At 57.4% G+C, this 23,348-nt stretch carries 21 protein-coding genes; 14 read left to right on the plus strand and 7 right to left on the minus strand.

Features of this window, described 5'->3' with window-relative positions:
• From gspE to AC0TNG_RS22025, 13 genes are all read left to right on the plus strand, one after another.
• Positions 1-1,479: a type II secretion system ATPase GspE gene (gspE, locus tag AC0TNG_RS21965; protein ID WP_090417574.1), complete on the plus strand. Its 1,479-nt coding sequence runs from the start codon at positions 1-3 to the stop codon at positions 1,477-1,479.
• Positions 1,479-2,687 (plus strand): type II secretion system inner membrane protein GspF, encoded by a 1,209-nt coding sequence (gene gspF, locus AC0TNG_RS21970; RefSeq protein WP_417927152.1) that lies wholly within the window; start codon positions 1,479-1,481, stop codon positions 2,685-2,687. The genes gspE and gspF overlap by 1 nt, the downstream gene beginning before the upstream one ends.
• Positions 2,688-2,690: 3 nt before the next feature.
• The gene (gene gspG / locus AC0TNG_RS21975) at positions 2,691-3,140 is read left to right on the plus strand and encodes a type II secretion system major pseudopilin GspG (RefSeq protein WP_024907836.1); all 450 of its coding nucleotides are present in this window, start codon (positions 2,691-2,693) and stop codon (positions 3,138-3,140) included.
• Positions 3,140-3,625, plus strand: coding sequence for a type II secretion system minor pseudopilin GspH (gspH, locus tag AC0TNG_RS21980; protein ID WP_267216799.1), 486 nt, complete (start codon positions 3,140-3,142; stop codon positions 3,623-3,625). Before gspG ends, gspH begins: the two co-directional genes overlap by 1 nt.
• A complete protein-coding gene (gspI, locus tag AC0TNG_RS21985) occupies positions 3,618-3,998 on the plus strand; it encodes a type II secretion system minor pseudopilin GspI (protein ID WP_048990951.1) in 381 nt (126 codons plus the stop codon). The genes gspH and gspI overlap by 8 nt, the downstream gene beginning before the upstream one ends.
• A complete protein-coding gene (gene gspJ, locus AC0TNG_RS21990) occupies positions 3,995-4,606 on the plus strand; it encodes a type II secretion system minor pseudopilin GspJ (RefSeq protein ID WP_417927153.1) in 612 nt (203 codons plus the stop codon). The genes gspI and gspJ overlap by 4 nt, the downstream gene beginning before the upstream one ends.
• Positions 4,603-5,613 (plus strand): type II secretion system minor pseudopilin GspK, encoded by a 1,011-nt coding sequence (gene gspK, locus AC0TNG_RS21995; protein ID WP_208763675.1) that lies wholly within the window; start codon positions 4,603-4,605, stop codon positions 5,611-5,613. Before gspJ ends, gspK begins: the two co-directional genes overlap by 4 nt.
• A 15-nt stretch (positions 5,614-5,628) precedes the next feature.
• Positions 5,629-6,762: a type II secretion system protein GspL gene (gene gspL / locus AC0TNG_RS22000; RefSeq protein WP_473713099.1), complete on the plus strand. Its 1,134-nt coding sequence runs from the start codon at positions 5,629-5,631 to the stop codon at positions 6,760-6,762.
• Positions 6,759-7,244, plus strand: coding sequence for a type II secretion system protein GspM (gene gspM / locus AC0TNG_RS22005; RefSeq protein WP_417927156.1), 486 nt, complete (start codon positions 6,759-6,761; stop codon positions 7,242-7,244). Before gspL ends, gspM begins: the two co-directional genes overlap by 4 nt.
• Positions 7,241-8,038, plus strand: a complete 798-nt coding sequence (locus tag AC0TNG_RS22010; RefSeq protein WP_290094664.1) for a prepilin peptidase — start codon at positions 7,241-7,243, stop codon at positions 8,036-8,038. Before gspM ends, AC0TNG_RS22010 begins: the two co-directional genes overlap by 4 nt.
• 256 nt (positions 8,039-8,294) lie before the next feature.
• On the plus strand, positions 8,295-11,006 hold the full coding sequence (locus AC0TNG_RS22015) for a glycosyl hydrolase family 18 protein (RefSeq protein WP_420277977.1): 2,712 nt from the start codon (positions 8,295-8,297) through the stop codon (positions 11,004-11,006).
• Positions 11,007-11,112: 106 nt separating this feature from the next.
• On the plus strand, positions 11,113-11,553 hold the full coding sequence (iagB, locus tag AC0TNG_RS22020; RefSeq protein ID WP_024907827.1) for a type III secretion system invasion protein IagB: 441 nt from the start codon (positions 11,113-11,115) through the stop codon (positions 11,551-11,553).
• Positions 11,554-11,686: 133 nt separating this feature from the next.
• Complete coding sequence (locus tag AC0TNG_RS22025; RefSeq protein ID WP_473713100.1) at positions 11,687-13,477, plus strand: glycoside hydrolase family 19 protein; 1,791 nt, start codon at positions 11,687-11,689, stop codon at positions 13,475-13,477.
• A gap of 137 nt (positions 13,478-13,614) precedes the next feature.
• Here the strand turns inward: AC0TNG_RS22025 and AC0TNG_RS22030 are convergent, their stop codons facing one another.
• The 4 genes from AC0TNG_RS22030 to poxB form a co-directional block, all read right to left on the minus strand.
• Positions 13,615-14,628, minus strand: coding sequence for an NAD-dependent epimerase/dehydratase family protein (locus tag AC0TNG_RS22030; protein ID WP_024907825.1), 1,014 nt, complete (start codon positions 14,626-14,628; stop codon positions 13,615-13,617).
• A gap of 92 nt (positions 14,629-14,720) precedes the next feature.
• On the minus strand, positions 14,721-16,157 hold the full coding sequence (locus AC0TNG_RS22035) for an SDR family oxidoreductase (protein ID WP_417927159.1): 1,437 nt from the start codon (positions 16,155-16,157) through the stop codon (positions 14,721-14,723).
• A gap of 10 nt (positions 16,158-16,167) precedes the next feature.
• Positions 16,168-17,169, minus strand: a complete 1,002-nt coding sequence (ltaE, locus tag AC0TNG_RS22040) for a low-specificity L-threonine aldolase (protein ID WP_473713101.1) — start codon at positions 17,167-17,169, stop codon at positions 16,168-16,170.
• Positions 17,170-17,207: 38 nt separating this feature from the next.
• Entirely contained in the window at positions 17,208-18,926 is a 1,719-nt protein-coding gene (gene poxB / locus AC0TNG_RS22045; RefSeq protein WP_024907822.1) for a ubiquinone-dependent pyruvate dehydrogenase, read from the minus strand.
• Positions 18,927-19,077: 151 nt separating this feature from the next.
• On the opposite strand from poxB, the gene AC0TNG_RS22050 reads away from it, so the two are divergent.
• A complete protein-coding gene (locus AC0TNG_RS22050) occupies positions 19,078-19,512 on the plus strand; it encodes a DoxX family protein (protein ID WP_061715655.1) in 435 nt (144 codons plus the stop codon).
• A gap of 86 nt (positions 19,513-19,598) precedes the next feature.
• On the opposite strand, the gene hcr is transcribed toward AC0TNG_RS22050, so the two are convergent.
• The 3 genes from hcr to AC0TNG_RS22065 all read right to left on the minus strand — a co-directional run bounded on the left by hcr (position 19,599) and on the right by AC0TNG_RS22065 (position 23,274).
• Positions 19,599-20,567: an NADH oxidoreductase gene (gene hcr / locus AC0TNG_RS22055; protein ID WP_248163749.1), complete on the minus strand. Its 969-nt coding sequence runs from the start codon at positions 20,565-20,567 to the stop codon at positions 19,599-19,601.
• A gap of 10 nt (positions 20,568-20,577) precedes the next feature.
• Entirely contained in the window at positions 20,578-22,230 is a 1,653-nt protein-coding gene (gene hcp / locus AC0TNG_RS22060; RefSeq protein ID WP_473713102.1) for a hydroxylamine reductase, read from the minus strand.
• A gap of 144 nt (positions 22,231-22,374) precedes the next feature.
• On the minus strand, positions 22,375-23,274 hold the full coding sequence (locus AC0TNG_RS22065; protein ID WP_024907818.1) for a LysO family transporter: 900 nt from the start codon (positions 23,272-23,274) through the stop codon (positions 22,375-22,377).
• Positions 23,275-23,348 lie beyond the last annotated feature (74 nt).

A 23,348-nucleotide genomic window follows, 5' to 3' on the forward strand; every position in this document is an offset into this window, starting at 1 on the left:
GTGGACGAACTGACTAAAACCCTGTGTAGCAGCAGCTACGCAAAAGATAACGGCGTTCTGTTTTACAACAACGACGTCTATATCCGTGATAACACCCCGGCGTTAGCACTGCTGGAAGTGCGCCGGGTGCTGGGACGCGCGTTCGTCCCGGTGACCCTGACATCTGAAGCCTTTGACGAGCTGCTGGCCAAGATCTGGCAGCAGAGCAGCGGCGTTTCGCAGCAGCTGGTGGATGATATGGACGCGGATATCGACCTGATGGCGTTAACCGAGGAGATCCCGGATAACGAAGACCTGCTTGATAACGACGAGAACTCGCCGGTGATCCGCCTGATCAACGCCATTCTCGGCGAGGCGGTGAAGGACGGCGCGTCGGATATTCATATCGAAACCTTCGAGCGCACGCTGAGTATTCGCTTCCGCGTTGACGGCGTGCTGCGCCCGGTGCTGCAGCCGGCGCGCAAGCTGGCACCGCTGCTGGTGTCGCGCATCAAGGTCATGTCGAAACTGGACATCGCCGAGAAGCGCCTGCCGCAGGATGGCCGTATCTCTCTGCGCATCGGCCGCAAGGCCATCGACGTGCGCGTCTCGACCATTCCGTCCCAGTACGGCGAGCGCGTGGTCATGCGCCTGCTCGATAAAAGCAACCTGAAGCCCGACATCAACAAGCTGGGCCTGATTGATGAAGAGCTGGAGAAGTTAAAAGGGCTGATTGACCGCCCGCACGGCATTATCCTGGTCACCGGGCCGACAGGTTCCGGTAAAAGTACCACCCTGTACGCCATTCTCTCGGCGCTGAACGGCCATGAGCGCAACATCCTGACCGTTGAAGACCCGATTGAATACGAGCTGGAAGGGGTGGGGCAGACGCAGGTTAACCCGCGCGTGGACATGACCTTTGCCCGCGGGCTGCGCGCCATTCTGCGTCAGGACCCGGACGTGGTGATGATCGGGGAAATTCGCGACGGCGAAACCGCGCAAATTGCGGTACAGGCCTCGCTTACCGGTCACCTGGTCATGTCTACGCTGCACACCAACAGCGCCGCCGGGGCGATTACCCGCCTGCGGGATATGGGGCTGGAGTCGTTTTTAATCGGTTCATCGTTGCTCGGTGTCATTGCCCAGCGTCTGGTGCGTCGGCTGTGTACGCACTGCCGCACCACCAGTCCGCTGGACGCCAATGAAAAAGCGCTATTCAGCTTTATGGAGACGCCGCCGAAAGCGATTTACCGCGCGGTGGGGTGTGAACACTGCCGCCAGAGCGGCTATCAGGGCCGTGCCGGTATTCATGAATTTCTGGTGGTGGACAGCACCATGCGCCGCGCCATCCATGAAGATAAGGACGAAATGTCCATCGAAACGCAGCTCTTTAAGCAGGCCTACAGCCTGCGCGAAAACGGGCTGCTGAAGGTGATTAGCGGCATCACCTCTCTGGAAGAGGTGATGCGCGTCACCGCCGAGCGTGGAGGGGATGAGTAATGGCCTTCTACGCCTGGACGGCAACGGATGCGGCGGGCAAAACCCGGCGCGGCACGCTGCAGGTCGAGGGGCAAAAACAGGTTCGCCAGTGGCTTCGCGAACAAAAGCTAATGCCTGTCAGCATCACCGAAACCCGCGAAGCGGCGGTGTCCGGGAAAGCAAAGACCGGGGCTAAGCTCTCCACGCCGGTGCTGTCGATGTTTACCCGCCAGCTTTCCACGCTGGTCAACGCCGCGCTGCCGCTGGAAAGTGCGCTGAAGGCCATCTCGAAGCAGACGGAAGACAAAAAGCTGGCGGCGATGGTGGTGGAGATCCGTGAAAAGGTGGTGGAAGGGCACACGCTGTTTGACGCCTTCAGCCAGTTCCCGCGCACCTTCGACAAGCTCTACTGCACCCTGGTGATGGCCGGTGAAAAGACCGGTCACCTGGGCGACGTGCTGGAGAAGCTGGCGGAGTACAACGAGCAGCGTCAGAAGATGAAAAGCAAGCTGACGCAGGCGATGGTCTACCCGATTACCCTGACGGTGGTGGCCATCGCGGTGATCGGCATTCTGCTGGTGGCGGTAGTCCCGCAGGTGATCGAGCAGTTCACCCACATGAAGCAACAGCTGCCGATCACCACCCGCACGCTGATCGCGGTGAGCGATTTCCTGCAGGCGTACGGCATCTATATTGTCGGGATCATGGCCGGTGGGTTTATCGGCTTTAAGACCTGGCTCAGAAATGCCAAAAACCGCTTTCGCTGGCACAGCTGGCTGGTGAACGGCTCGCCGATTAAAAAGCTGGTGTGCGCCATCAACAGCGCCCGCTATATCCGAACCCTGAGTATTCTGCAGGCCAGCAGCGTGCCGCTGCTTGAAGGGATGTATATCGCGATGGACGGTATCGAAAACCTCTACGCCCGGCAGGTGTTGGAGCAGGCCGCCGATACCGTGCGCCAGGGGGCATCTTTATATGCCGCGCTTGAACAGGCGAAATTATTCCCGCCGACCATGCTGTACATGATTGCCTCCGGCGAAGAGAGCGGGGAGCTCGGCAATTTAATGGACCGCGCGGCGGAAAACCAGGAGTCGGCATTACAGCATCGAATTACGTTAACGCTGTCGGTATTTGAACCGGCGCTGGTGGTCTCCATGGCGACGATGGTTTTATTTATCGTGCTGTCAATATTACAGCCGCTTCTGCAACTTAATAATATGGTAGGTTAAATCATGGCTATAAAACGTAAAAACCTGGCTCGCCAGGCGGGCTTCACCTTGCTCGAATTAATGGTGGTGATCGTTATTCTCGGCGTTTTAGCGAGTATGGTGGTACCAAACTTAATGGGAAATAAAGAAAAAGCGGATACGCAAAAAGCGACCAGCGATATTGTCGCGCTCGAAGGCTCGCTGGATATGTATAAGCTCGATAACCACCGCTACCCGACAACAGAGCAGGGCCTGCAGGCGCTGGTGACCAAGCCTGAAATCGCACCCATCCCGAACGGCTACCGCGCTGACGGCTATATTCGCCGCCTGCCGCAGGACCCGTGGGGAAACGATTATCTGCTCGTCAGCCCGGGCGAACACGGCGCCGTAGACGTCTTTTCTGCCGGTCCAGACGGCGAAGCCAATACCGCCGATGATATTACGAACTGGTCTCTGGATAAGAAAGAGAAATAATGAAAAATCAACGCGGCTTTACGTTGCTGGAAATTATTCTGGCGCTGGTGATATTTGCCAGCTGCGCCATGATGGTGGTGTCAACAATACCCTCACGCAGTGGTGCGGATATATTTGGCCAGCAATTAAAAGCCCTCGTTGATTATGGTTCAGACCGTGCGGTAATGGACGGAAATATCGTTGGGCTGGTAATCACCACCGATAAATATCAGCTGGTCACGCTAGACGATAAAAATGGCGTGCGTCACTGGGTGCCTTTATCTGCCGGACGAATTACCACCAAAGGCGATTTTCCGCAGGAGATGCATGTATCGCTGTCGCCCCAGCGTCTGGCGGCCACCGTCGAGGCTGATCCGCAGATCCTCTTTCTGCCGGACGGCGAGATTGGCCGCTTTACGCTTACGCTGCAACGCTACGACAAACAGCACTATTTCCGCGTGGTGTCGCAGGGCGCGGCCCCGGTATCGGTAGAGAACGATGACTAAAGGTAAGGTTAAGCAGAACGGGATGACGCTGCTGGAGGTGATGGTCGCGCTGGTCATCTTCTCCACCGCCGCGCTGGCGCTGATGAACTCGGTCTCTCTGAACGTGCGCTTCACCCACGGGCTGGCCGACACGCTGCAGGCCAGTTGGGTGGCCGAGAACCAGCTGGCGGAAGCGCAGCTCGCGAAAACCGACTTCCCGGATGCTGAGGAGCAGGGAACGGAAATCATGGGCGGGCGCGGCTGGAACTGGCGCAAGCAGCGGGTCAAAACCTCCGACAACGGCTGGGCTAACGCGATTCGCGTGTATGCCGAAGGTGACGACAGCCAGCCGGTTATTTCGCTGCAGATCGTTGGGCCAGGAGAGAGCCAGTGAAGAGAACCCGACGCCAGCGCGGTTTTACCCTGCTGGAGATCATGATTGCCCTGACCATCTTTGCGGTGATCGGCACGCTGGCCTGGCAAATTCTGGACGGGGCGATGCGCACCAGTTCGGCCACCGACGCCAGCGCGGCGAAGCTCAATCAGCTGCAGCGCGCATGGAACCTGATGGAGCGTGATTTCTACCAGCTGCAGGCGCGCGCGCCGCGCAACGAGCCGGATCTGTTCCGTCAGGCGGACGATGCGCTTGAGCTGACCACGCTGAACGGCGTGAGCGGCACGATCCAGCTGGAGCGCGTGCGCTGGCGGCTGGAACAAGGGCATCTGTATCGCGACGTCTGGCCGGTGATTGACGGCCCGGCGGACGCGAAACCCGACGAGGTGCCGATTGTCAGCGACGTGAAATCCCTGCAGTGGCGTTTTTACCGTCAGGGCTGGCAGAAAAGCTGGAGCGACCCGGCGCATCTGCCGGACGGCGTGGAGCTGACGTTGACCATGGAAAATGGCGATACCTGGCGCTGGGTCTTTACGACGCCGGGCGATCTGCCTGAAGCGGCTGCACCTGAAAACGCCCCCGTACCGCCACCGGAAGCAAAATCATGAGTGCATTGCGTAAACAGAAAGGCGTAGCTCTGCTGGTGGTGCTGATCCTGCTGGTGATGATGTCGGCGCTGGCTGCCAAAATCAGCCAGCAGTTCTGCCGCAACCTGCAAAAAACGCATTACCAGGTAAGCCAGCAGCAGCTGCGCTGGGCGATGCAGGCCCAGGAAAAGGTGGCGAAGGACCGGCTGCAGGCCGACGCCAGCGGGGAAAGCAAAGCGCTCTCCCCCGACGGCGACTGGCATCAGCCGCTGGAAACCCGGGGCGAAGACTACACGGTGGTCGGCCAGGTGGAAGACGCGCAGGACTGCTTTAACGTCAACAACCTGCTGGCGGTCGAGAAAGTTGCCCAGGGGCAAAACCCCCCGGCGGTGCCGGAAAAGCCCCGCAGAGAGCAGATTGTTGAACAGCTTCTGACGCAGAGCGGTCTGAGCCAGACCAACGCGGAAGAGGTGTATCTGCAGCTGGTGGACTATCTCGATGGCGACACGACGACGGCCAAAGAGGGCGCTGAGACCGATGCCTGGGCTGGCGTGGTGCCCGCTCGCCAACCGGCGAACCAGATGATGCGCACCATTGCGGAGATCACGCTGCTGCCCGCATTCCCGGCTGCCGCTTACCCGAAGGTGAGCAAGCTGCTGTGCGCGCTGCCGGACGCCGCCAGCAAGGTGGATGTGAATACCCTGAAACCGGAGCAGGCCGCCTTACTGGCCGCGCTGTTCCCGGGAAAACTCAATGAAGATGATGCCGTTCGCCTGATTGAATCGCGTCCTGAAACCGGCTGGGAAAGTATGGAAACCTTCAGCAAAGCGCTGGAGCAGGCCTTCCCGCAGTTGAAAGACGACCTTCCACAGGTGGCCGACTATCTCTCCATTAACAGCCGGTATTTCCGCGTCAATTATACCGGCAATACCGATGAATTAACGCTTCGCGTGGTGAGCCAGCTTCAGGTCAATAACGAAGCCGGTGAGATCGTGACGTGGCAGCGCCGTTACCGAATGATTGAATAAGAAAAGTAGAACGCTATGAAACAGGTCCTTTTTGTGCGTCCCGACAGCCGCGAGGGCGGGAAAATAATGTGGTGTGAATCCGGTAGCCAGCAGGTTGAGACGCTGGATAGCCTGGATGCGCTGATAAACCATCCCCAGGCGGCACGCGTTTGCCTGCTGCTGCCTGCCAGCAACATGATCTTCCGCCACTTTACGCTGCCGAAGAAAGTTGCCTCTCAGGCGACGGCATTCTCGTGGATGGCGGAAGAGACGCTGATTGGTGACGTGGATAATCTTCACTGGACGGTGCTCAACAAAAAGGGCGCCGAGGTCGATGCGGTGGCGATTGATGCCGACCTGCTGCGCGGATGGTTAACCCGTTTTCAGGCCGCCGGAATGAAGGTGATCCAGGCGTTGCCGGATGCCTGGCTACTGCCGGTGGCAGAGGGAGGAAGCACGCTGGTTAAGCAGGATGAAAGCTACTGGCTGCGTTTATCCCCCCACACCGCCGGGGAGATGGAGGCCAGCCTGCTGCCGCTGCTGATGCAAAAAGCGGGCGAGGGCGAGGTGTGCTGCTACGGCGCGCAGCCTGAAGGGGTTGACGTTGACCTCCTGCAGCCCTGGCAGCATCCGCTGGTACTGATCCAGCCGCAGTGGCAAACCTGCCGCGTGAATATTATGCACGGTGAATTCAGCGCGAAAGCGGGCTCGGGTAAAGCCCCGAAAGGCATCAAAGCGGCAATGGCCGCAGCGGGTCTGCTGTCTCTCGGCCTGTTGCTCGGCCCGCGCGTCGCCATGGCCTGGATGCTGGTGCAGCAGGAGAATGCTAATCAGCAGGAGATCGCTCAGGTTTTTCAGCACCATTTTCCGAGTATGCGCCAGAAGACCAACATCAAATACCACTTTGATCAAAACATGAAAAAGCAGACCAAAGGGGTATTTTTGCAGCTTGAAGCGCTGGAGAAGGCCAGGCAGGCCGTGCCGGCGATGGAAATCGATCTGCTGGAATACGACGCCCAACAGAACACGCTGACGCTGAGCGTCAGTGCGCAAAACCAAACCGCGTTGCAGACGTTTGTGGATCAGGCGGGGGAAAATTTTGATTTTACCCTGCAGCCTGTTTCTACCGCTGCACCTTATACCGCCATGATCGCAGGGAAATATAAATGAAAGAGCGAATCGCGCAGCTTAAGTCTCGTTATCAGAATTACAGCGCCAGGGAAAAAGTCATTATAAAAATATGTGCCGTAGCCCTGGCGGGGGTGGCCGTTTATTACGCAGGCATGATCCCGCTGGATAATATGATTCTGAACAGTAAAGCCACGCTGAGCAGACAAAAAGAGACGCTGAACTGGATGCGCAGTGAAATAGATAAAAACCATATCCAGGTCCAGATTGTCAAAACAGATAATCCGCGTAAGGTGGTGGAGAGTAGCGCACAGGAAATTAATCTTCCTCTGACGGATGTGCGTCAGGATGGACAAACCTTATCGTTCGTCGTAAATCGCGTTAACGTCTACGAATTAAAGAACTGGCTGCGGGAAATAAACCAGACCTCCGGCGTCAGGCTGCAAAAAATGAACCTCACGCCGGTCGATCGCCTCAGTGATGTAAAAGCGGAAGTCCAGCTCACCTGGAGCAAAGCCGCATGAACACCTTCGCGCTGATGCGGGAGGTTTACCCGGTGGGGTTCCCGCTGATGAGTGCGATTCTGGGCGGCATTGTGGGGAGCTTTCTGGGCGTCGTCGCCGAGCGCGTACCGGGCATGGTGATGGAGGAAGAGGACGGCGGTAATTTGCTCTTTCCGGCGTCGCACTGCCCGGCGTGTCAGCACACCCTGGCCGCCTGGGAGAATATTCCGCTGGTCAGCTGGCTTCTCCTGCGTGGACGTTGTAGCCGCTGCGGCGTGGGTATCCCATTGAGAATATTTTTGATCGAACTTTTTTCCGCGCTGTTTTTTGGCGTCACCGCCTGGTGTATGCCAAACGTACAGGTCTTGTTCTCCCTGTGGGTACTGGCGGCGTTCTTGTTGCCTCTGGCCTTGATCGACTGGCGGCATCAGCTGCTGCCGGATTGCCTGACGCAGCCTCTGCTGTGGGCTGGCCTGTTGCTCCATACGTTTGACCATACGATGCCGCTACGCGATGCGCTTTTTGGCGCCGTGGCAGGTTATCTCTCTCTTTGGCTGCTCTACTGGGCATTTCGGCTTTGTACCGGGCGGGAAGGGCTGGGCTATGGCGATTTTAAGCTGCTGGCGGCTTTGGGGGCCTGGTGCGGCTGGCAGGCATTACCCATGCTGGTATTAGTCGCCGCCTTAAGCGGTATTGTCGGTTATTTCATCCTGAATATCTTAAATAAAAATAACCTCATTATTGCTTTCGGACCCTATCTCTCATTTGCTGGAATAGTGGTGTTTATTGGGCAGCAGTTTGCTTTCATATTTTAAATATTTCGGTCAAGTTTTTTTGTCAATTTTTTCGACGGTGTAAGAGCAGGACGTCTCTTTGCGCCCAGTGTATCGTAAGGGATATAAGCTATACGGAATTTTGGCTTGTATCTTTTTATGGGGGAATACAACGCAGAAAAATATTTTCTTGTCACGGTTGTAAGGTCAGTTAAATACGCATTATGCAAATAGATTCCATGCTCTCAAGGAAGACATGGATTATTAACGTCACGAATAAATTTATCAGGAAATAAAAATGAAATTTATGAAGCCTAAATATCTGGCGCTCTTCATTGCGGCGGCATCCGGCTCCGCATTTGCAGCAGCACCGGGTACACCGACTATCAGCAGCGGCAATGATAAATTTGCGCTGGTAGAGGTAGACCAGGCGGCTCAGGACTACAACAGCCTTGTCAAAGTGCATAAAGATGGCGTGGATGTGAAAGTTGAGTGGAATGTCTGGAGTGGCGCTGCGCCAACGTCTGCAAAGGTTCTGCTTGATGGCACCCCTGTCTGGACCGGGGCCGGTAGCGCTTCCGGCTCCGCGACGTTTAAAGTGAAAAAAGGTGGCCGTTACCAGGAACAGGTTGAGTTGTGTAACGCCAGCGGCTGTACCAAAAGTGCCAGCAAGCTGATTATTGTGGCGGACACCGACGGCAGCCATCTGCTGCCGCTGAATACAACCATGAAAGAGAACAATAAAACCTTCTCTGAGCATACCGATAAGGTCGTCGGGGCCTATTTCCCTGAGTGGGGCGTATACGGCCGTAACTTCCCGGTTGATAAAATCCCTGCCGCTAACCTGAACCACATCCTCTACGGCTTTATTCCAATCTGCGGTGGCGATGGCATCAACGATGGTCTGAAAACCGTTGAAGGTGGTAACAGCTTCGCCGTATTGCAGCGTGATTGTGCAGGCCGCCCGGACTATACCGTGGCTATCCACGACCCATGGGCTGCCCTGCAAAAACCGCAGGCTGGCGTGTCTGGATGGGATGACCCCTACAAAGGGAACTTCGGCCAGCTGATGGCGCTGAAAAAAGCGCATCCCGGCCTGAAAGTCCTGCCATCCATCGGTGGCTGGACCTTGTCCGATCCGTTCTTCCACATGGGCGATCCTGCGATCCGCGCTCGCTTTGTATCGTCTGTAAAAGATTTCCTGCAAACCTGGAAGTTCTTTGACGGTGTGGATATCGACTGGGAATTCCCAGGCGGCGGCGGTGTGAATGAAAACCTCGGTAATCCGCAGCAGGATAAAGCGACCTACACTGCGCTGATGCACGATCTCCGTGCGATGCTCAATGAACTGTCAAGCGAAACGGGCCGTTCCTACGAGCTGACCAGCGCCATTGGCGCCGGTAAAGATAAAGTTGAGGATGTGGATTACACCACCGCTCAGCAGTATCTCGATCATATCTTCCTGATGAGCTATGACTTCTACGGCGGCTGGAGCAACACCGACCTGGGCCACCAGGCCGCACTGCGTGCACCGTCATGGCGACCAGATACCAACTACACCACCGAAAACGGCGTGAATGCGCTGCTTCAGCAGGGTGTACAGCCAGGTAAGATCGTCGTGGGTACAGGTATGTATGGCCGTGGCTGGACCGGTGTGCACGGCTACACCGGCGATAATCCATTCACCGGTACTGCAACCGGCATGGTGAAAGGCACCTGGGAACCGGGTGTTGTCGACTATCGCCAGATCGTAAATGAGTACAAAGGCAAGCCGGGTTGGGAGTATGGCTACGACGCGACTGCAGAAGCGCCTTACGTCTTCAACAAATCAACGGGCGATCTGATCTCCTATGAAGATGCCCACTCCGCGGCCGCGAAAGGCAAATACGTCCTGGCCAACAAACTGGGTGGTCTGTTCTCTTGGTCTATTGATGCTGACAACGGCGATATCCTGAACGCGATGAACGAAAGCCTGCTGGGCAGCACTACCCCGGTTGATCCGGTGGTGACTAACCATGCGCCAATCGCGTCATCTTCCGATCAGAACGTCTCAGGCCCGGCAACCGTTACGCTGGATGGCTCTGCCTCTACCGACCCGGATGGCGATGCTATCACCTACAAGTGGACCCAGATTTCTGGTCCATCGGTGACCCTCACCAACAGCACCAAAGCCAAAGCGACCTTCAACGTTGCGGCCGTGACCAGCGACCAGACCCTGGCGTTCCGCCTGACGGTAACGGATGCGAAAGGCCTGAGCAACGCAATTGATGTGCAGGTCGTGAACAAAGCGCCAAAAGCGAACCAGGCGCCGGTAGTCAATCAGATGGAAGCGGTAACGCTGCAGGCGGGTGAAACCTATGCTCTGCATGCCCAGGCGGCGGATCCTGACGGCGACGCGCTGACCTACGCCTGGAGCATTCCGGCGGATATGCACGCAACCGGAACCGATAGCGCGAACGTGACCATCACTGCGCCAGAGGTGACTTCAACGTCTACTTACACGCTGAGCGTCGTTGTCGGTGATGGTAAAACCAGCGTGCAGTCTAACGTGCAGGTTACCGTGAATCCGAAACCGGCTGAGGTTACGCCGCCGGCTGATGACGTGACCCCACCTGCTGACGAGGTTACCCCTCCGGCTGATGAGGTGATTCCGCCATCTGATGAAGGCTCTGCAGCCGGTAGCTGCGACGCGCCTGTCGATGCTAACGCCAGCAAATATGCCGCGTGGGATGCCAGCAAAATCTACAACAATGGCGATACCGTAAGCTTCGACCATCTGGTGTGGAAAGCGAAGTACTGGACCCAGGGCAACCAGCCCGGCTTCGGTGTTGATGCCTGGGAGCTGGTCAGCAATGTGAAGATGAACTGGCGATCTGACCTGGTCTACAACGGCGGCGAAACCACAACCTACCAGGGCAATGTTTACCGTGCCAAATGGTGGACCCGCGGTGATAACCCGGCTAAGAGCGATGTATGGGTGAAAGAAGGCCCATCAACAGACTGCAAATAATATAGCCCAGTAATCACTCACCACCCTTTTGGGGTGGTGAGTGATTCAAAATTCATTTTACAGGATGTTGCTAAGGAGAAATCACTGACGCTTACAGCAGGTAAACATGAAAAAGGTAATGTTGTTGTTATTGATAATAAGCCAAAGCGCGCTGGCAAACTGTTGGGATAAAGCGGCGCATTATTATCATGTCGATCCGTACTTATTATATGCCATCGCCAACGTTGAATCCGGCATGAACCCGTACGCGGTTGGTCAAAACCATGACGGCACGCGTGATGTCGGGCTAATGCAAATTAACAGCTCCCATTTTGCGCAGCTTGAGAGCAGGGGGATCGATGAATACCGGCTGATGACCGAGCCCTGTACCTCCATCATGGTTGGCGCTTCCATCCTGTCCGGGATGATTAAGGTCTATGGCTATAACTGGGAGGCGGTAGGTGCGTATAACGCCGGGTTAAAAAAAGAAAATTATCCGCAACGCATGAAATATGCCCATAAAGTCTGGGCGAAATATCAGCAATTGAAATTAGCGGCACGTTATTAAGGTTTTTTATTTTTGAAGAATTCCCGAGGGTGTTCTTCGAAAAATGAAAACAGATGTCTGTGGTTTATTTATTAACGGATTAATACATAAGCCGGGATTTTATAATTTAACTTCTATTAACAGGAATACAGAAATGAACAAAAGGACGTTACTGAGTGTACTCGTTGCCGGCGCATGCGTCGCCCCGTTTATGGCGCAGGCTGCCTCGCTGCAAGCAACCCCCAGCGAGCCGTACACCATGAAAGCCAGCGATCTGGCGAAGAAGGAAAAAGAACTGACCAGCTTCCCGCTGATGGCCTCCGTAAAAGAGACTATTCAGACGCTGGACAATGCTCAGGTAGAAATGATTGAGCCAGGCCGCGCGGCGAACCCTGAAAACGTGAAGCGCGTGGAAGGGATCGTGAAGGCCAGCGACTGGGAATATCTCTTCCCACTGCGCGCGCAGGCGTACACCTACAGCAACTTCCTGAAGGCGGTAGGTAAATTCCCGGCGCTGTGTAAGACCTATAACGACGGTCGCGACAGCGACGCCATCTGTCGTAAAGAGCTGGCTACCATGTTTGCCCACTTTGCCCAGGAAACCGGCGGCCACGAGAGCTGGCGTCCGGAGGCCGAATGGCGTCAGGCGCTGGTTCACGTGCGTGAAATGGGCTGGAGCGAAGGCCAGAAGGGCGGCTATAACGGCGAATGTAACCCTGACGTCTGGCAGGGGCAGACCTGGCCGTGCGGGAAAGATAAAGACGGCGACTTCCTGAGCTACTTCGGTCGCGGTGCGAAGCAGCTGTCCTACAACTACAACTACGGTCCGTTCTCTGAGGCGATGTACGGCGACGTGCGTACCCTACTCGAAAAACCTGAGCTGGTGGCGGACACCTGGCTGAACCTGGCGAGCGCGATCTTCTTCTTCGCCTACCCGCAGCCGCCAAAACCAAGCATGCTGCAGGTTATCGACGGCACCTGGCAGCCGAACGCTCACGATAAAGCCAACGGTCTGGTCCCTGGCTTCGGCGTGACCACCCAGATCATCAACGGCGGCGTTGAGTGCGGCGGCCCAACTGAAATTGCCCAGTCGCAAAACCGTATCAAGTACTACAAAGAGTTCGCGAACTACCTGAAAGTGCCCGTTCCGGCGAACGAAGTGCTGGGCTGCGCTAACATGAAGCAGTTCGATGAAGGCGGTGCTGGTGCCCTGAAGATTTACTGGGAACAGGACTGGGGATGGAGCGCGGATACCCCAACTGGCCAGACCTACTCCTGCCAGCTGGTGGGCTACCAGACGCCGTTCAGCGCCTTTAAAGAGGGTGACTACAGCAAGTGCGTGCAGAAGTTCTTTAACGTCAACATCGTGAACGACGATGGCTCTGCCACCACCCCGGACGAAACCCCGGTGACGCCAGCGCCGACGCCGGATGAAACCCCGGCTGAGCCGGTGGTGGTGAACCACGCCCCGGTCGCGCATATTGCGGGTCCAATTGGCGCCGTTGAAGCCGGTGCGCAGGTTTCTCTGAGCGCGGAAGGTTCCACAGACGCCGACGGTAACAAGCTGACCTACACCTGGCGTTCACAGGATGGTCAGACCGTGACCGGTCAGGACAAAGCGGTTGTGACCTTCAGGGCGCCAGAATCCGCCACAGCACAGCAGATTGAAGTGAGTCTGACCGTTAGCGATGGCGAACTGAGCAGCACCACCTCTTACCTTCTGAACGTGAAGGCGAAAGCGGCACCGTCTCAGGACGAAGGCACTTCCGGCTCTTACGCCGCGTGGAGCGCGAACAGCAAGTACAAGGCAGGTGATATCGTGAACAACCACGGTAAACTGTTCCAGTGCAAACCGTTCCCGTACAGCGGCTGGTGTAACAACGCCCCGGCATACTACGAGCCAGGCGCAGGTCTGGCATGGGCTGATGCCTGGACGGCACTGTAAAAGCAAACGGCAACCGAAAGGTTGCCGTTTTAGTATTTGCTCTTTCCCCTCACCCTAACCCTCTCCCCAAAGGGGCGAGGGAACAATACGGTGCAGTTGTAGGCCCGGTAAGGCGAAGCCGCCACCGGGCAGAAAGGCTAGCGATGAAGCTTCCCGTGATCCCGCAGCCACGCCGCGGTGCGCATAATCCCTTCATCCAGCGTCACAACCGGTTTATACCCCAGCTCATTCTCCGCACGCGAAATATCCAGCGTGAAGTCAAAGTTGAGTTTAGAGACGCCGTAATGCGTCAGCGCAGGCTCTTTGGCCGATTTACTGCCAAAACGCTCCATGCTGCGGGCAATCATATCCAGCATCGGGTAGGGCACGGAACGGATACGGCAGTCGATCTGCAACTCGTCGATCAACCGCTGCACAATGCTGCGCAGCGTGCACGGTTCGCCGTTAGTGATGTTGTAGGCGCGACCGGAGATCAGCTTATCGCAGTCCGGCTGGCTTGCCAGCCACATAGCGTGAACGGCGTTTTCGTAATAGGTCATATCCACCAGCGCATCGCCGCCGCGCGGCAGCAGCACGCTGCCGTAGTGGTGCATCATCTGCGCCAGACGCGGAATAAACACCTTGTCGTGCGGCCCGAACAGGCTCTGCGGACGCAGGACCGTAAAGCGGGTATGCGGGTTTGACTGCGCCAGCAGGTCAATCACCTCTTCGCTGGCCGCCTTGCTGCGGGCAAATTCACAGGCAAAGCGAGCAGGGCGGAAATCTTCCTGCACGTCGCGATGGTGGTGATAGTCGAAATAGAGTGACGGTGACGAGATATGAATAAAGTTACGCACGCCCCAGGCAACGGCCCATTCACCCAGACGACGGGTGGCGCGCACGTTGGCGAGATCGAAGGCTTCCTGGGTCCCCCACGGGGAGGTAAAACTGGAACAGTGCCATAGCGTGTCGATACCGGCGAGCATCACCTTTGCCTGAGAGGAGACCAGCTCCGTCAGGTCAGCATGGACGAACTCTGCGCCCATTTTTTGCAGCAGTTTACCCATCGCTTCGTTGCGACCGGTAGCCCTGACGCTGATGCCTTTATTGCGCAGAAATTCGACCGCATTTCGGCCTAAGCCGCTGGTCGCCCCGGTAACCAGTACCTTCATAGCTATCCACTGTGTTGAAAAGAATTTCGTGCGCATTCTTTCGTGAATTACGGCGCTATGCAATGGGAAAGGTGAAAGAAAGAGAGTTTTATTTATATCTTTTCCGTCTTTTGTTCTGCCCGTTGCGCAATGCGTTTCGCCATTCCGCGGAAGATAAACAGGTGGGCAGGGATCATCAACAGCCAGTAGAACAGCCCCGGCATTCCGTGCGGATGCCACCAGGCGCGGACGTCCAGCTCCCGATGGTCGCCTTTGTCCTTCAGCGTAAAGCAGAGTCGTCCCAACCCCGGCGCTTTCATGCCGAACAGCAGCGCCAGCTGTTTTTCCGGCTCGACGATGATCACCTTCCAGCTGTCGACCGCATCGCCCACCTCAAGATACGGGCGTGCCGGGCGGCCTTTTGCCAGCCTGTGCCCCACCAGCAGATCCATTGCCCCGCGCGTTTGCCAGAGGATATTGCCGAAGAAATAACCGTCGTTGCCGCCAATCTGGTTCACCACCTCCCACAGATCTGCGAGGCTGGCAGAAGTCTTCACCGTGCAGCCCGCCTGTTTCGGGTAATAGCCATACTCCGGGCGCCAGCGGGCAAACGCCTGGGCGTCGTAGCCCCAGTCGCTGGAGTTCACCAGTTGCTCTTCCTCTTTCAGCGTATTACGCACGGCATCGTCAAAGCGGATCAGGTCCTGGGGTATGAGTGCCCGCAGCTCGCGATCGTCCGCCAGCAGATCGTGCTTCAGCCCCTGGATCAGCGCTTTGGCGGTCGTCGGCGGCACGGAGGTGATCACATTCAAAAACCACACCGAGATCCAGCGGGTTGGAAAGGGGATGGGGATCAGCCAGCGGCGGCGGCCGCTGACGCGCATGAAATGTTCGAACTGCTCCTGATAGCTCAGGACTTCAGGCCCGGCGGCCTCCAGCACGCGGTGCTGGTCGGTTGGGTGATCCAGCAATGCCACCAGATAATGCAGCAGGTTCTCCAGCGCAATCGGCGTGGTGCGAGAACGGACCCAGCGCGGCGGCGTGAGCACCGGCAGGTTATACACCATATCACGCATCACTTCGAAGGCGGCGGAGCCCGCGCCGACGATAATTCCGGCGCGCAGTTCGGTGACGGGAATAGCAGCGCCGCGCAGGGTGTCAGCCGTCAGCTGGCGGGCGCGCAGGTGATCGGACTGCTCGTGTTCGGGCGCCTGGAGCGAGCTTAAAAAAATCACCTGTTTCACCGGCGTTTGCAGCAGAGCATCGCGGACGTTCATCGCCACCTGACGCTCGTGGGCGATAAAATCCCCGCCTTCGCCCATGCTGTGCACCAGGAAGTAAAGCGTGTCGACCCCGTCCAGCAGCGCGGGAAGCTCCTTCGGCCAGTTGAGATCAACGTTGTGGCAGGAGACGCCAGGTAAACTGAGCTTTTGCAGGCGCTCCGTGTTGCGTGCCGCTGCCAGCACCCGGTGTCCCTGCTGGCTTAACGCCGCGGTGAGATGCTGACCGATATATCCGCTGGCGCCGAGCACCAGAATGCGTTGCGGCACGTGATGCTCCTTATCGCTGTAAAAACGCCTGCCAGTGTTTCACCACGTCCGCCAGCTGCTCGCGGCTGACGTCAAGATGCATGACCAGACGCACGACGGGTGAGGCGTTGATCAGCACGCCACGGGCTTTCATAAATTCCCCCAGCGCATCGGTGCGATCCTCGCCCACGCGGACGAACAGCATGTTGGTGTCGTGGCGCATCACGTCGGCGCCAATCTCGCGCAGCTGAGCCGCCATCCACGCGGCGTTGTCGTGATCGTCCTTCAGGCGCGCCACGTTGTTTTTCAGGGCATACAGCCCCGCTGCCGCCAGAATACCCGCCTGACGCATGCCGCCGCCGGTCATTTTGCGCCAGCGGTTCGCGCGTTTGATGTAGTCCGCATTGCCCACCAGCAGGGAACCCACTGGCGTACCCAGCCCTTTAGAGAGGCAGATGGTGAACGAGTCGCAGTATTGCGTAATCTCTTTCAGATCGCAGCCGTACGCCACCACGGCGTTGAAGATGCGCGCGCCGTCCACGTGCAGGCCGAGCCTGCGCTCGCGGGTAAATTCCCATGCGGCTTTCAGGTATTCGCGCGGCAGCACTTTGCCGTTGTGGGTGTTTTCAAGGCTGAGCAGCCGGGTGCGGGCGAAGTGAATATCGTCGGCTTTGATTTTCGCCGCGACCTTATCGAGCGGCAGGGTGCCGTCCGGCGCGGCGTCAATCGGCTGCGGCTGAATGCTGCCGAGCACCGCGGCACCGCCGGCTTCGTAGAGGTAGTTATGCGCGCCCTGGCCCACGATGTACTCTTCACCGCGCTCGCAGTGGCTGAGCAGCGCCACGAGGTTAGCCTGCGTACCGGTTGGCATGAACAGGGCGGCCTCTTTTCCGCTGAGCTCTGCGGCATAGCGCTGCAGTTCGTTTACCGTCGGATCGTCACCGTAGACGTCGTCCCCGACCGGGGCGGCCATCATCTCTTCGAGCATGGCGCGGCTCGGGCGGGTTACGGTATCACTGCGTAAATCGATCATGGCATGTCCTTATTATTAAAAAGGCGATGCCAGATGTTTTACCTGAGCCAGTTGGTTTTTGCCAGTTCGATCACCTCGTCACCGCGCCCGCTGATGATCGCGCGCAGCATATAGAGGCTAAAGCCTTTGGCCTGCTCAAGCTTGATCTGCGGTGGGATCGCCAGCTCCTCTTTGGCGACGACGACATCCACCAGCACCGGACCGTCGATGGAAAAGGCGCGCTGCAGGGCTTCATCCACCTCGGAGGCTTTCTCCACGCGGATACCGGTGATACCGCAGGCCTCGGCGATGCGGGCAAAGTTGGTGTCGTGCAGCTCGGTGCCGTCCGTCAGATAGCCGCCAGCCTTCATCTCCATCGCCACGAAGCCCAGCACGCTGTTGTTGAAGACCACAATTTTCAGCGGGAGCTTCATCTGTACCACCGACAGAAAATCCCCCATCAGCATGCTGAACCCGCCGTCGCCGCACATCGCCACTACCTGACGCTCCGGCGCTGTCGCTTTTGCGCCCAGCGCCTGCGGCATGGCGTTGGCCATCGAGCCGTGGTTGAACGAGCCGAGCAGGCGGCGCTTGCCGTTCATCTTCAGATAGCGAGCGGCCCAGACGGTTGGCGTGCCCACGTCGCAGGTAAAGATGGCATCGTCGTCCGCGAAATGGCTGATCTGCTGCGCCAGATACTGCGGGTGAATGGCTTTGTCGCTCGGTTTGGCGAGATCGTCCAGCCCCTTGCGCGCATCGCGATAGTCACTTAGCGCTTTATCGAGGAACTTGCGATCGGTTTTCTCTTCCAGCAGCGGCAGCAGGGCGGCAAGGGTGGATTTAATGTCGCCCACCAGCGCCATATCGACCTTGCTGTGTGCGCCGATGCTGGCCGGGTTGATATCAATCTGGATGATTTTCGCATCCGTCGGGTAGAACGCGCGGTACGGGAACTGGGTGCCGAGCAGGATCAGCGTGTCGGCGTTCATCATGGTGTGGAAGCCGCTGGAAAAACCGATCAGACCGGTCATCCCCACATCGTAAGGGTTGTCGTACTCGACGTGCTCTTTGCCGCGCAGGGCGTGGACAATGGGCGATTTCAGCTTACCGGCAAATTCAAGCAGCTCCTTGTGCGCCCCCGCGCAGCCGCTGCCGCACATCAGGGCGATATTGCTGGAGTAACGCAGCAGCTGTGCCAGCTTTTTCAGCTCCTCCTCGGCTGGCGTCACCACCGGCTGCGGCGCGTGATACCAGTGGGTGCTGGCACCTTCCGGTGCGGCCTTGAGGGCTACATCGCCCGGGATAACAACCACCGAAACGCCGCGGTTCAGCACGGCCTTGCGCATGGCGATCGCCAGCACCTGCGGGATCTGCTCCGGGGATGAAACCAGCTCGCAATAGTGGCTGCATTCACGGAACAGCTCCTGCGGATGCGTCTCCTGAAAATAGCCGCTGCCGATTTCGGAAGAGGGGATATGGGCGGCAATCGCCAGCACCGGCACGTGATTGCGGTGACAGTCGAACAGCCCGTTGATCAGGTGCAGGTTACCCGGCCCGCACGATCCGGCACACACGGCCAGTTCTCCCGTGAGCTGTGCTTCAGCGCCTGCGGCGAAGGCGGCAACCTCTTCATGGCGGGTGGGCATCCATTCGATGGTCTTCATCTTGTTGAGGCTGTCGCTAAGTCCGTTCAGGGAATCGCCGGTTACGCCCCAGATACGTTTCACGCCAGCCTGTTCGAGCGTTTTCGCAATATATGCAGCCACGGTTTGTTTCATGGTTGTCCGTCTCCTTTTTGTGATATCGCTTACAAGCTTAGAAGAAAGTCTCCGTATTGCCCGTCATTTCCCCCTAATTAAAAGGTGCTTTTCACGCGCAATTATTCGGCATAATCTGGCAATACCTCGGTGAAAACAGGAATCATTTCAAATGGTTAAATCATTGTTAATTGCTGTTAATGAAAAGCTATCGTGCGACGATCTTGGCAAACTCTTGTTACGACTTGCCGTCGGCGGGCTGATGCTTTTTCACGGTTTGCACAAGCTTTTTGGCGGCGTGGGCTTTATCAGCGGCATGCTGGTGGAAAAAGGGTTGCCGGGATTTATCGCCTACGGCGTGTTGGTTGGCGAAGTGGTGGCGCCGATCCTGATTATTGCCGGGCTCTTTACGCGCCCGGCCGCGCTGGTGCTGGCGTTTACGATGATCGTAGCGTGGCTGATGGTTGGAATGGGGGAAACGCTCGCCCTTGATAAGGTAGGCGCATGGGCGATTGAAAGCCTGGTGTACTTCTTTATCGGCTCGCTGGCTGTCGCGTTTTTAGGGGCAGGGCGCTTTGCGGTAGGGAAAGGTCCGGCGTGGCGGTAGGGTTGTTGTAGGTCGGGTAAACGCAGTGCCACCCGACAAAAAGCCCGGTGGCGCTGACGCTTACCGGGCCTACGAACGTTTATTGTTTATGCGAGGACCAAATCCCCCTGTGGATGGCACGAACATGCCAGCACGTAACCCTCGGCAATTTCCGCGTCGGACAGCGTCATGGTGCTGGTGACGGTATACTCTCCCGAAACCACCTTCGTCTTACAGCAGCCGCACACGCCCGCACGGCAGGCAGCCACTATCGGCACCTTATTGCTTTCCAGCGCCTCCAGCAGCGTGGTCCCCACGCGGCCAAAGAAGGTCTGCGCAGGCTGAAGTTTGGTGAACTTAACGCCGCTGGTTGCCGCTTCCGCCACCGGCGTGAAGAACTGCTCTTTGAAGAAGCGGGTCACGCCAAGCGCTTTCACCTCTTTTTCCACGCTATCCATGTACGGCGCCGGGCCGCAGGTCATCACGGTACGGTTTGCCATATCCGGCACGCTTTGCAGCAGCTCGCGGCTCAGGCGACCGGGCACAAAGCCGTGGGTCGCGTTGTGCTCCGCCACCAGCGTCACCGGATAATCACGCCACTCATCGGCAAAAATCACATCTTCCGGAGAGCGCACGCTGAAGATCGCCTGCACGTCGGCCTGCGGGCGGTTCTTCGCCAGCCAGCGGCGCATCGACATGATCGGCGTCACGCCACAGCCCGCCGCCAGCAGCAGGAATTTATCGTCTGCTTTGTCGTCGCAGGTGAAATCACCCTGCGCGTCAGACAGCCAGATATAATCCCCGCGCTTCACGTCCCGCGTCAGCCACTGCGAGCCCGCGCCGTCATCAATACGGCGGACGGTGAGCGTAATGTACTCGCTCACGCCCGGCGTTGAAGAAAGGGTGTAGGCGCGCAGGGTGTCAGCCGAGTTGCGAACGCTGACCAGCGCATACTGACCCGCACGGTACGGATAGTAGTCATGGCACAGCAGCGACAGCGTCCACACATCCGGCGTCTCCTGATGGATGTGATGAACCTGCATCCGCCACGGACATTGTGGGGTTGGCATGGTCATGAGTTACTCCTTACGCGCTCAGCAGCTGCTTCATATCATCTTCAACGTTGGTCACGGAACGCAGACCGAATTTCTCGTTCAGCACCGCCAGCAGGTCCGGCGTCAGGAAGCCAGGCGCGGTCGGGCCGGTCACGATGTTGGTGACGCCGAGAGAGAGCAGGGTCAGCAGGATGACAATCGCCTTCTGCTCAAACCATGAGAGCACCAGCGACAGCGGCAGGTCGTTCACGCCGCAGCCCAGTTTCTCCGCCAGCGTGACCGCCAGAATGATGGCCGAGTAAGCATCGTTACACTGGCCCGCATCGATCAGGCGCGGCAGGCCTTCGATGTCGCCGAAGTCCAGCTTGTTGAAACGGTATTTGCCGCACGCCAGGGTCAGGATCAGGCAGTCTTCCGGCACGCGGGTGGCGAAATCGGTGAAGTAGTTACGCTCGCCGCGCGCGCCGTCGCAGCCGCCAACGAGGAAGATGTGGCGCAGCTTTTCACGGCTGACGAGGTCGATCAGCGAATCAGCGGCACCCAGTAGGGTTTCACGACCAAAGCCGACGGTGATCAGGTGTGGGATCTCGCTGTACGGGAAGCCCGCCATCTGCTGCGCCTGGGTGATAACCGGACCGAAATCGTCGCCTTCGAGGTGGCTCACGCCCGGCCAGCCGACGATGCTGCGGGTCCAGATGCGGTCGTCATACGCGCCGACGGTAGGGTCGATGATGCAGTTGGAGGTCATCACGATAGGGCCCGGGAAGCGGGCAAACTCCACCTGCTGGTTCTGCCAGCCGCTGCCGTAGTTACCTATCAGATGTTTAAACTTGCGCAGCTCCGGGTAGCCGTGCGCCGGGAGCATTTCACCGTGGGTATAGACGTTAACGCCGGTGCCTTCGGTTTGCTTGAGCAGATTGTAGAGATCTTTCAGGTCGTGACCGGAAATCAGGATGCACTTGCCTTCGGTCGCTTTAACGTTGACCTGCGTCGGCGTCGGGTGGCCGTAGGTGCTGGTTTCACCGGCATCCAGAATGCTCATCACGCGGAAGTTCATCTGGCCGATTTCCATTGAGCACTCAAGCAGGGCATTCATATTAGCAGGCCAGGTGCCCAGCCACGCCATGATTTTGTGGTACTGGGCGTAGATGTCGTTGTCGTACTGACCGAGCACGTGCGCGTGTTCCATATAGGCCGCCGCGCCCTTCAGGCCGTACAGGCACAGCAGGCGCAGGCCGAGAATGTTCTCGCCAATCGCCGCCTTGTCTTTATTCGGGGTGAATTCTGCCGCCTGACGCTGGAGGTCGCCCAGATCGTCGCTGATCAGCTGAAGTTCTGACATCGGATTTTCCACGTGGGCGCTGGCGTCCGCCTTCAGGCACTGTGCCTTCAGCGCTTCACGCAGGGCAATCGCTTCGCGGGCATAGCCGACAATGCGCGGAGAGTCGAAGTTAACGTTGGTCAGCGTGGAGAAGAAGGCGCGCGGGGCGAAGCTGTCGACGTAGTGGTCGACAATGCCGTATTCACGGGCCTTGAACGCCCAGGCGGAAAGGCCTTGCAGGGCCGCAATCAGCAGGTCCTGCAGGTCAGATGTTTCTGCGGTTTTGCCGCACATACCCTGTGCGTAAGAGCAGCCATTGCCTGCCGGGGTACGGATGGTTTGTTCACATTGCACACAAAACATAATCACACCTGTTAAAGTTATATTTGATATACATGTTTAAGATTATGCTTGTGCCAGAACGGTGAAAAGGGCTTTCTGCTACAAAATAGAGGGAGATTGATTTAGCGCAATTTTGGCGGCAGGAAATCTACCGCCAAAGAAGTATCAGGCAGAGAAGAAGGCCATCAGGACCGGAACCAGCAGGCTTAAAATAAAGCCGTGCACGATGGCGGCGGGCACCATCTCCAGCCCCCCGGAGCGCTGTAGTACCGGCAGGGTAAAGTCCATCGACGTTGCGCCGCACAGGCCCAGCGCGGTAGAACGACTGCGGCGAACCAGGCTTGGGATCAGCATGATGGCAATCAGCTCTCGCGCCAGATCGTTAAAGAAGGCGGCGCTGCCGATCACCGGGCCGAATGATTCGGTCAGCAGAATACCGGAGAGGGAGTACCAGCCAAAACCTGACGCCATCGCCAGGCCGGTTTTCAGCGGCAGATCGAGAATAAAGGCGTTAATGACGCCCGCGACCATTGAACTGGCGACAACAATCACGGCAACCATCATTCCCCGACGGTTGAGGACAATTTGCTTCAGGGTCATGCCATTATTTCGCAGCTGAATACCGATCAGGAACAGCAGGAAGATAAGCGTATATTCGCTGGCCTCTGTCGCGTGCTGTAAAAATGCCCAACCGGTCAGCCCAAGAAGAAAACCGAGCACCACGACGCCGCACAGTTTTAATGATTCCAGCGCCATGGCAATTCGTGAAGGGAGTTTTTCCTGATGATGGTGATTTTTCCATGGAATAGTGCGTTCCAGCCACAGCAGCGCGGCAATATTGCACAGTAAAATAACCACCACGGTGACGACAGAATAATGGAGGATGGAGAGTAAATTCGCCGACAGGTTATCCAGGAATGCCAGGCTTATCCCCATAAAGAAAAGAATAACGTAAACAATCCAGCTGAGAAAACGGTTGATAAGCCGTAATGCAGATTCCTGATGCAGCGGGATAAGATAGCCCACAATCAGGGGCAGCAGAATAATGAGGAGTCCTGAAAACATGAACAGCCGGTCCTTTTGAGTATCTGTTGAGCGCCAGAGACACTACCCAATAAAGGCTGTCAGGTAAAGGAGCA

Source organism: Enterobacter sp. PL_is514 (assembly GCF_055816715.1).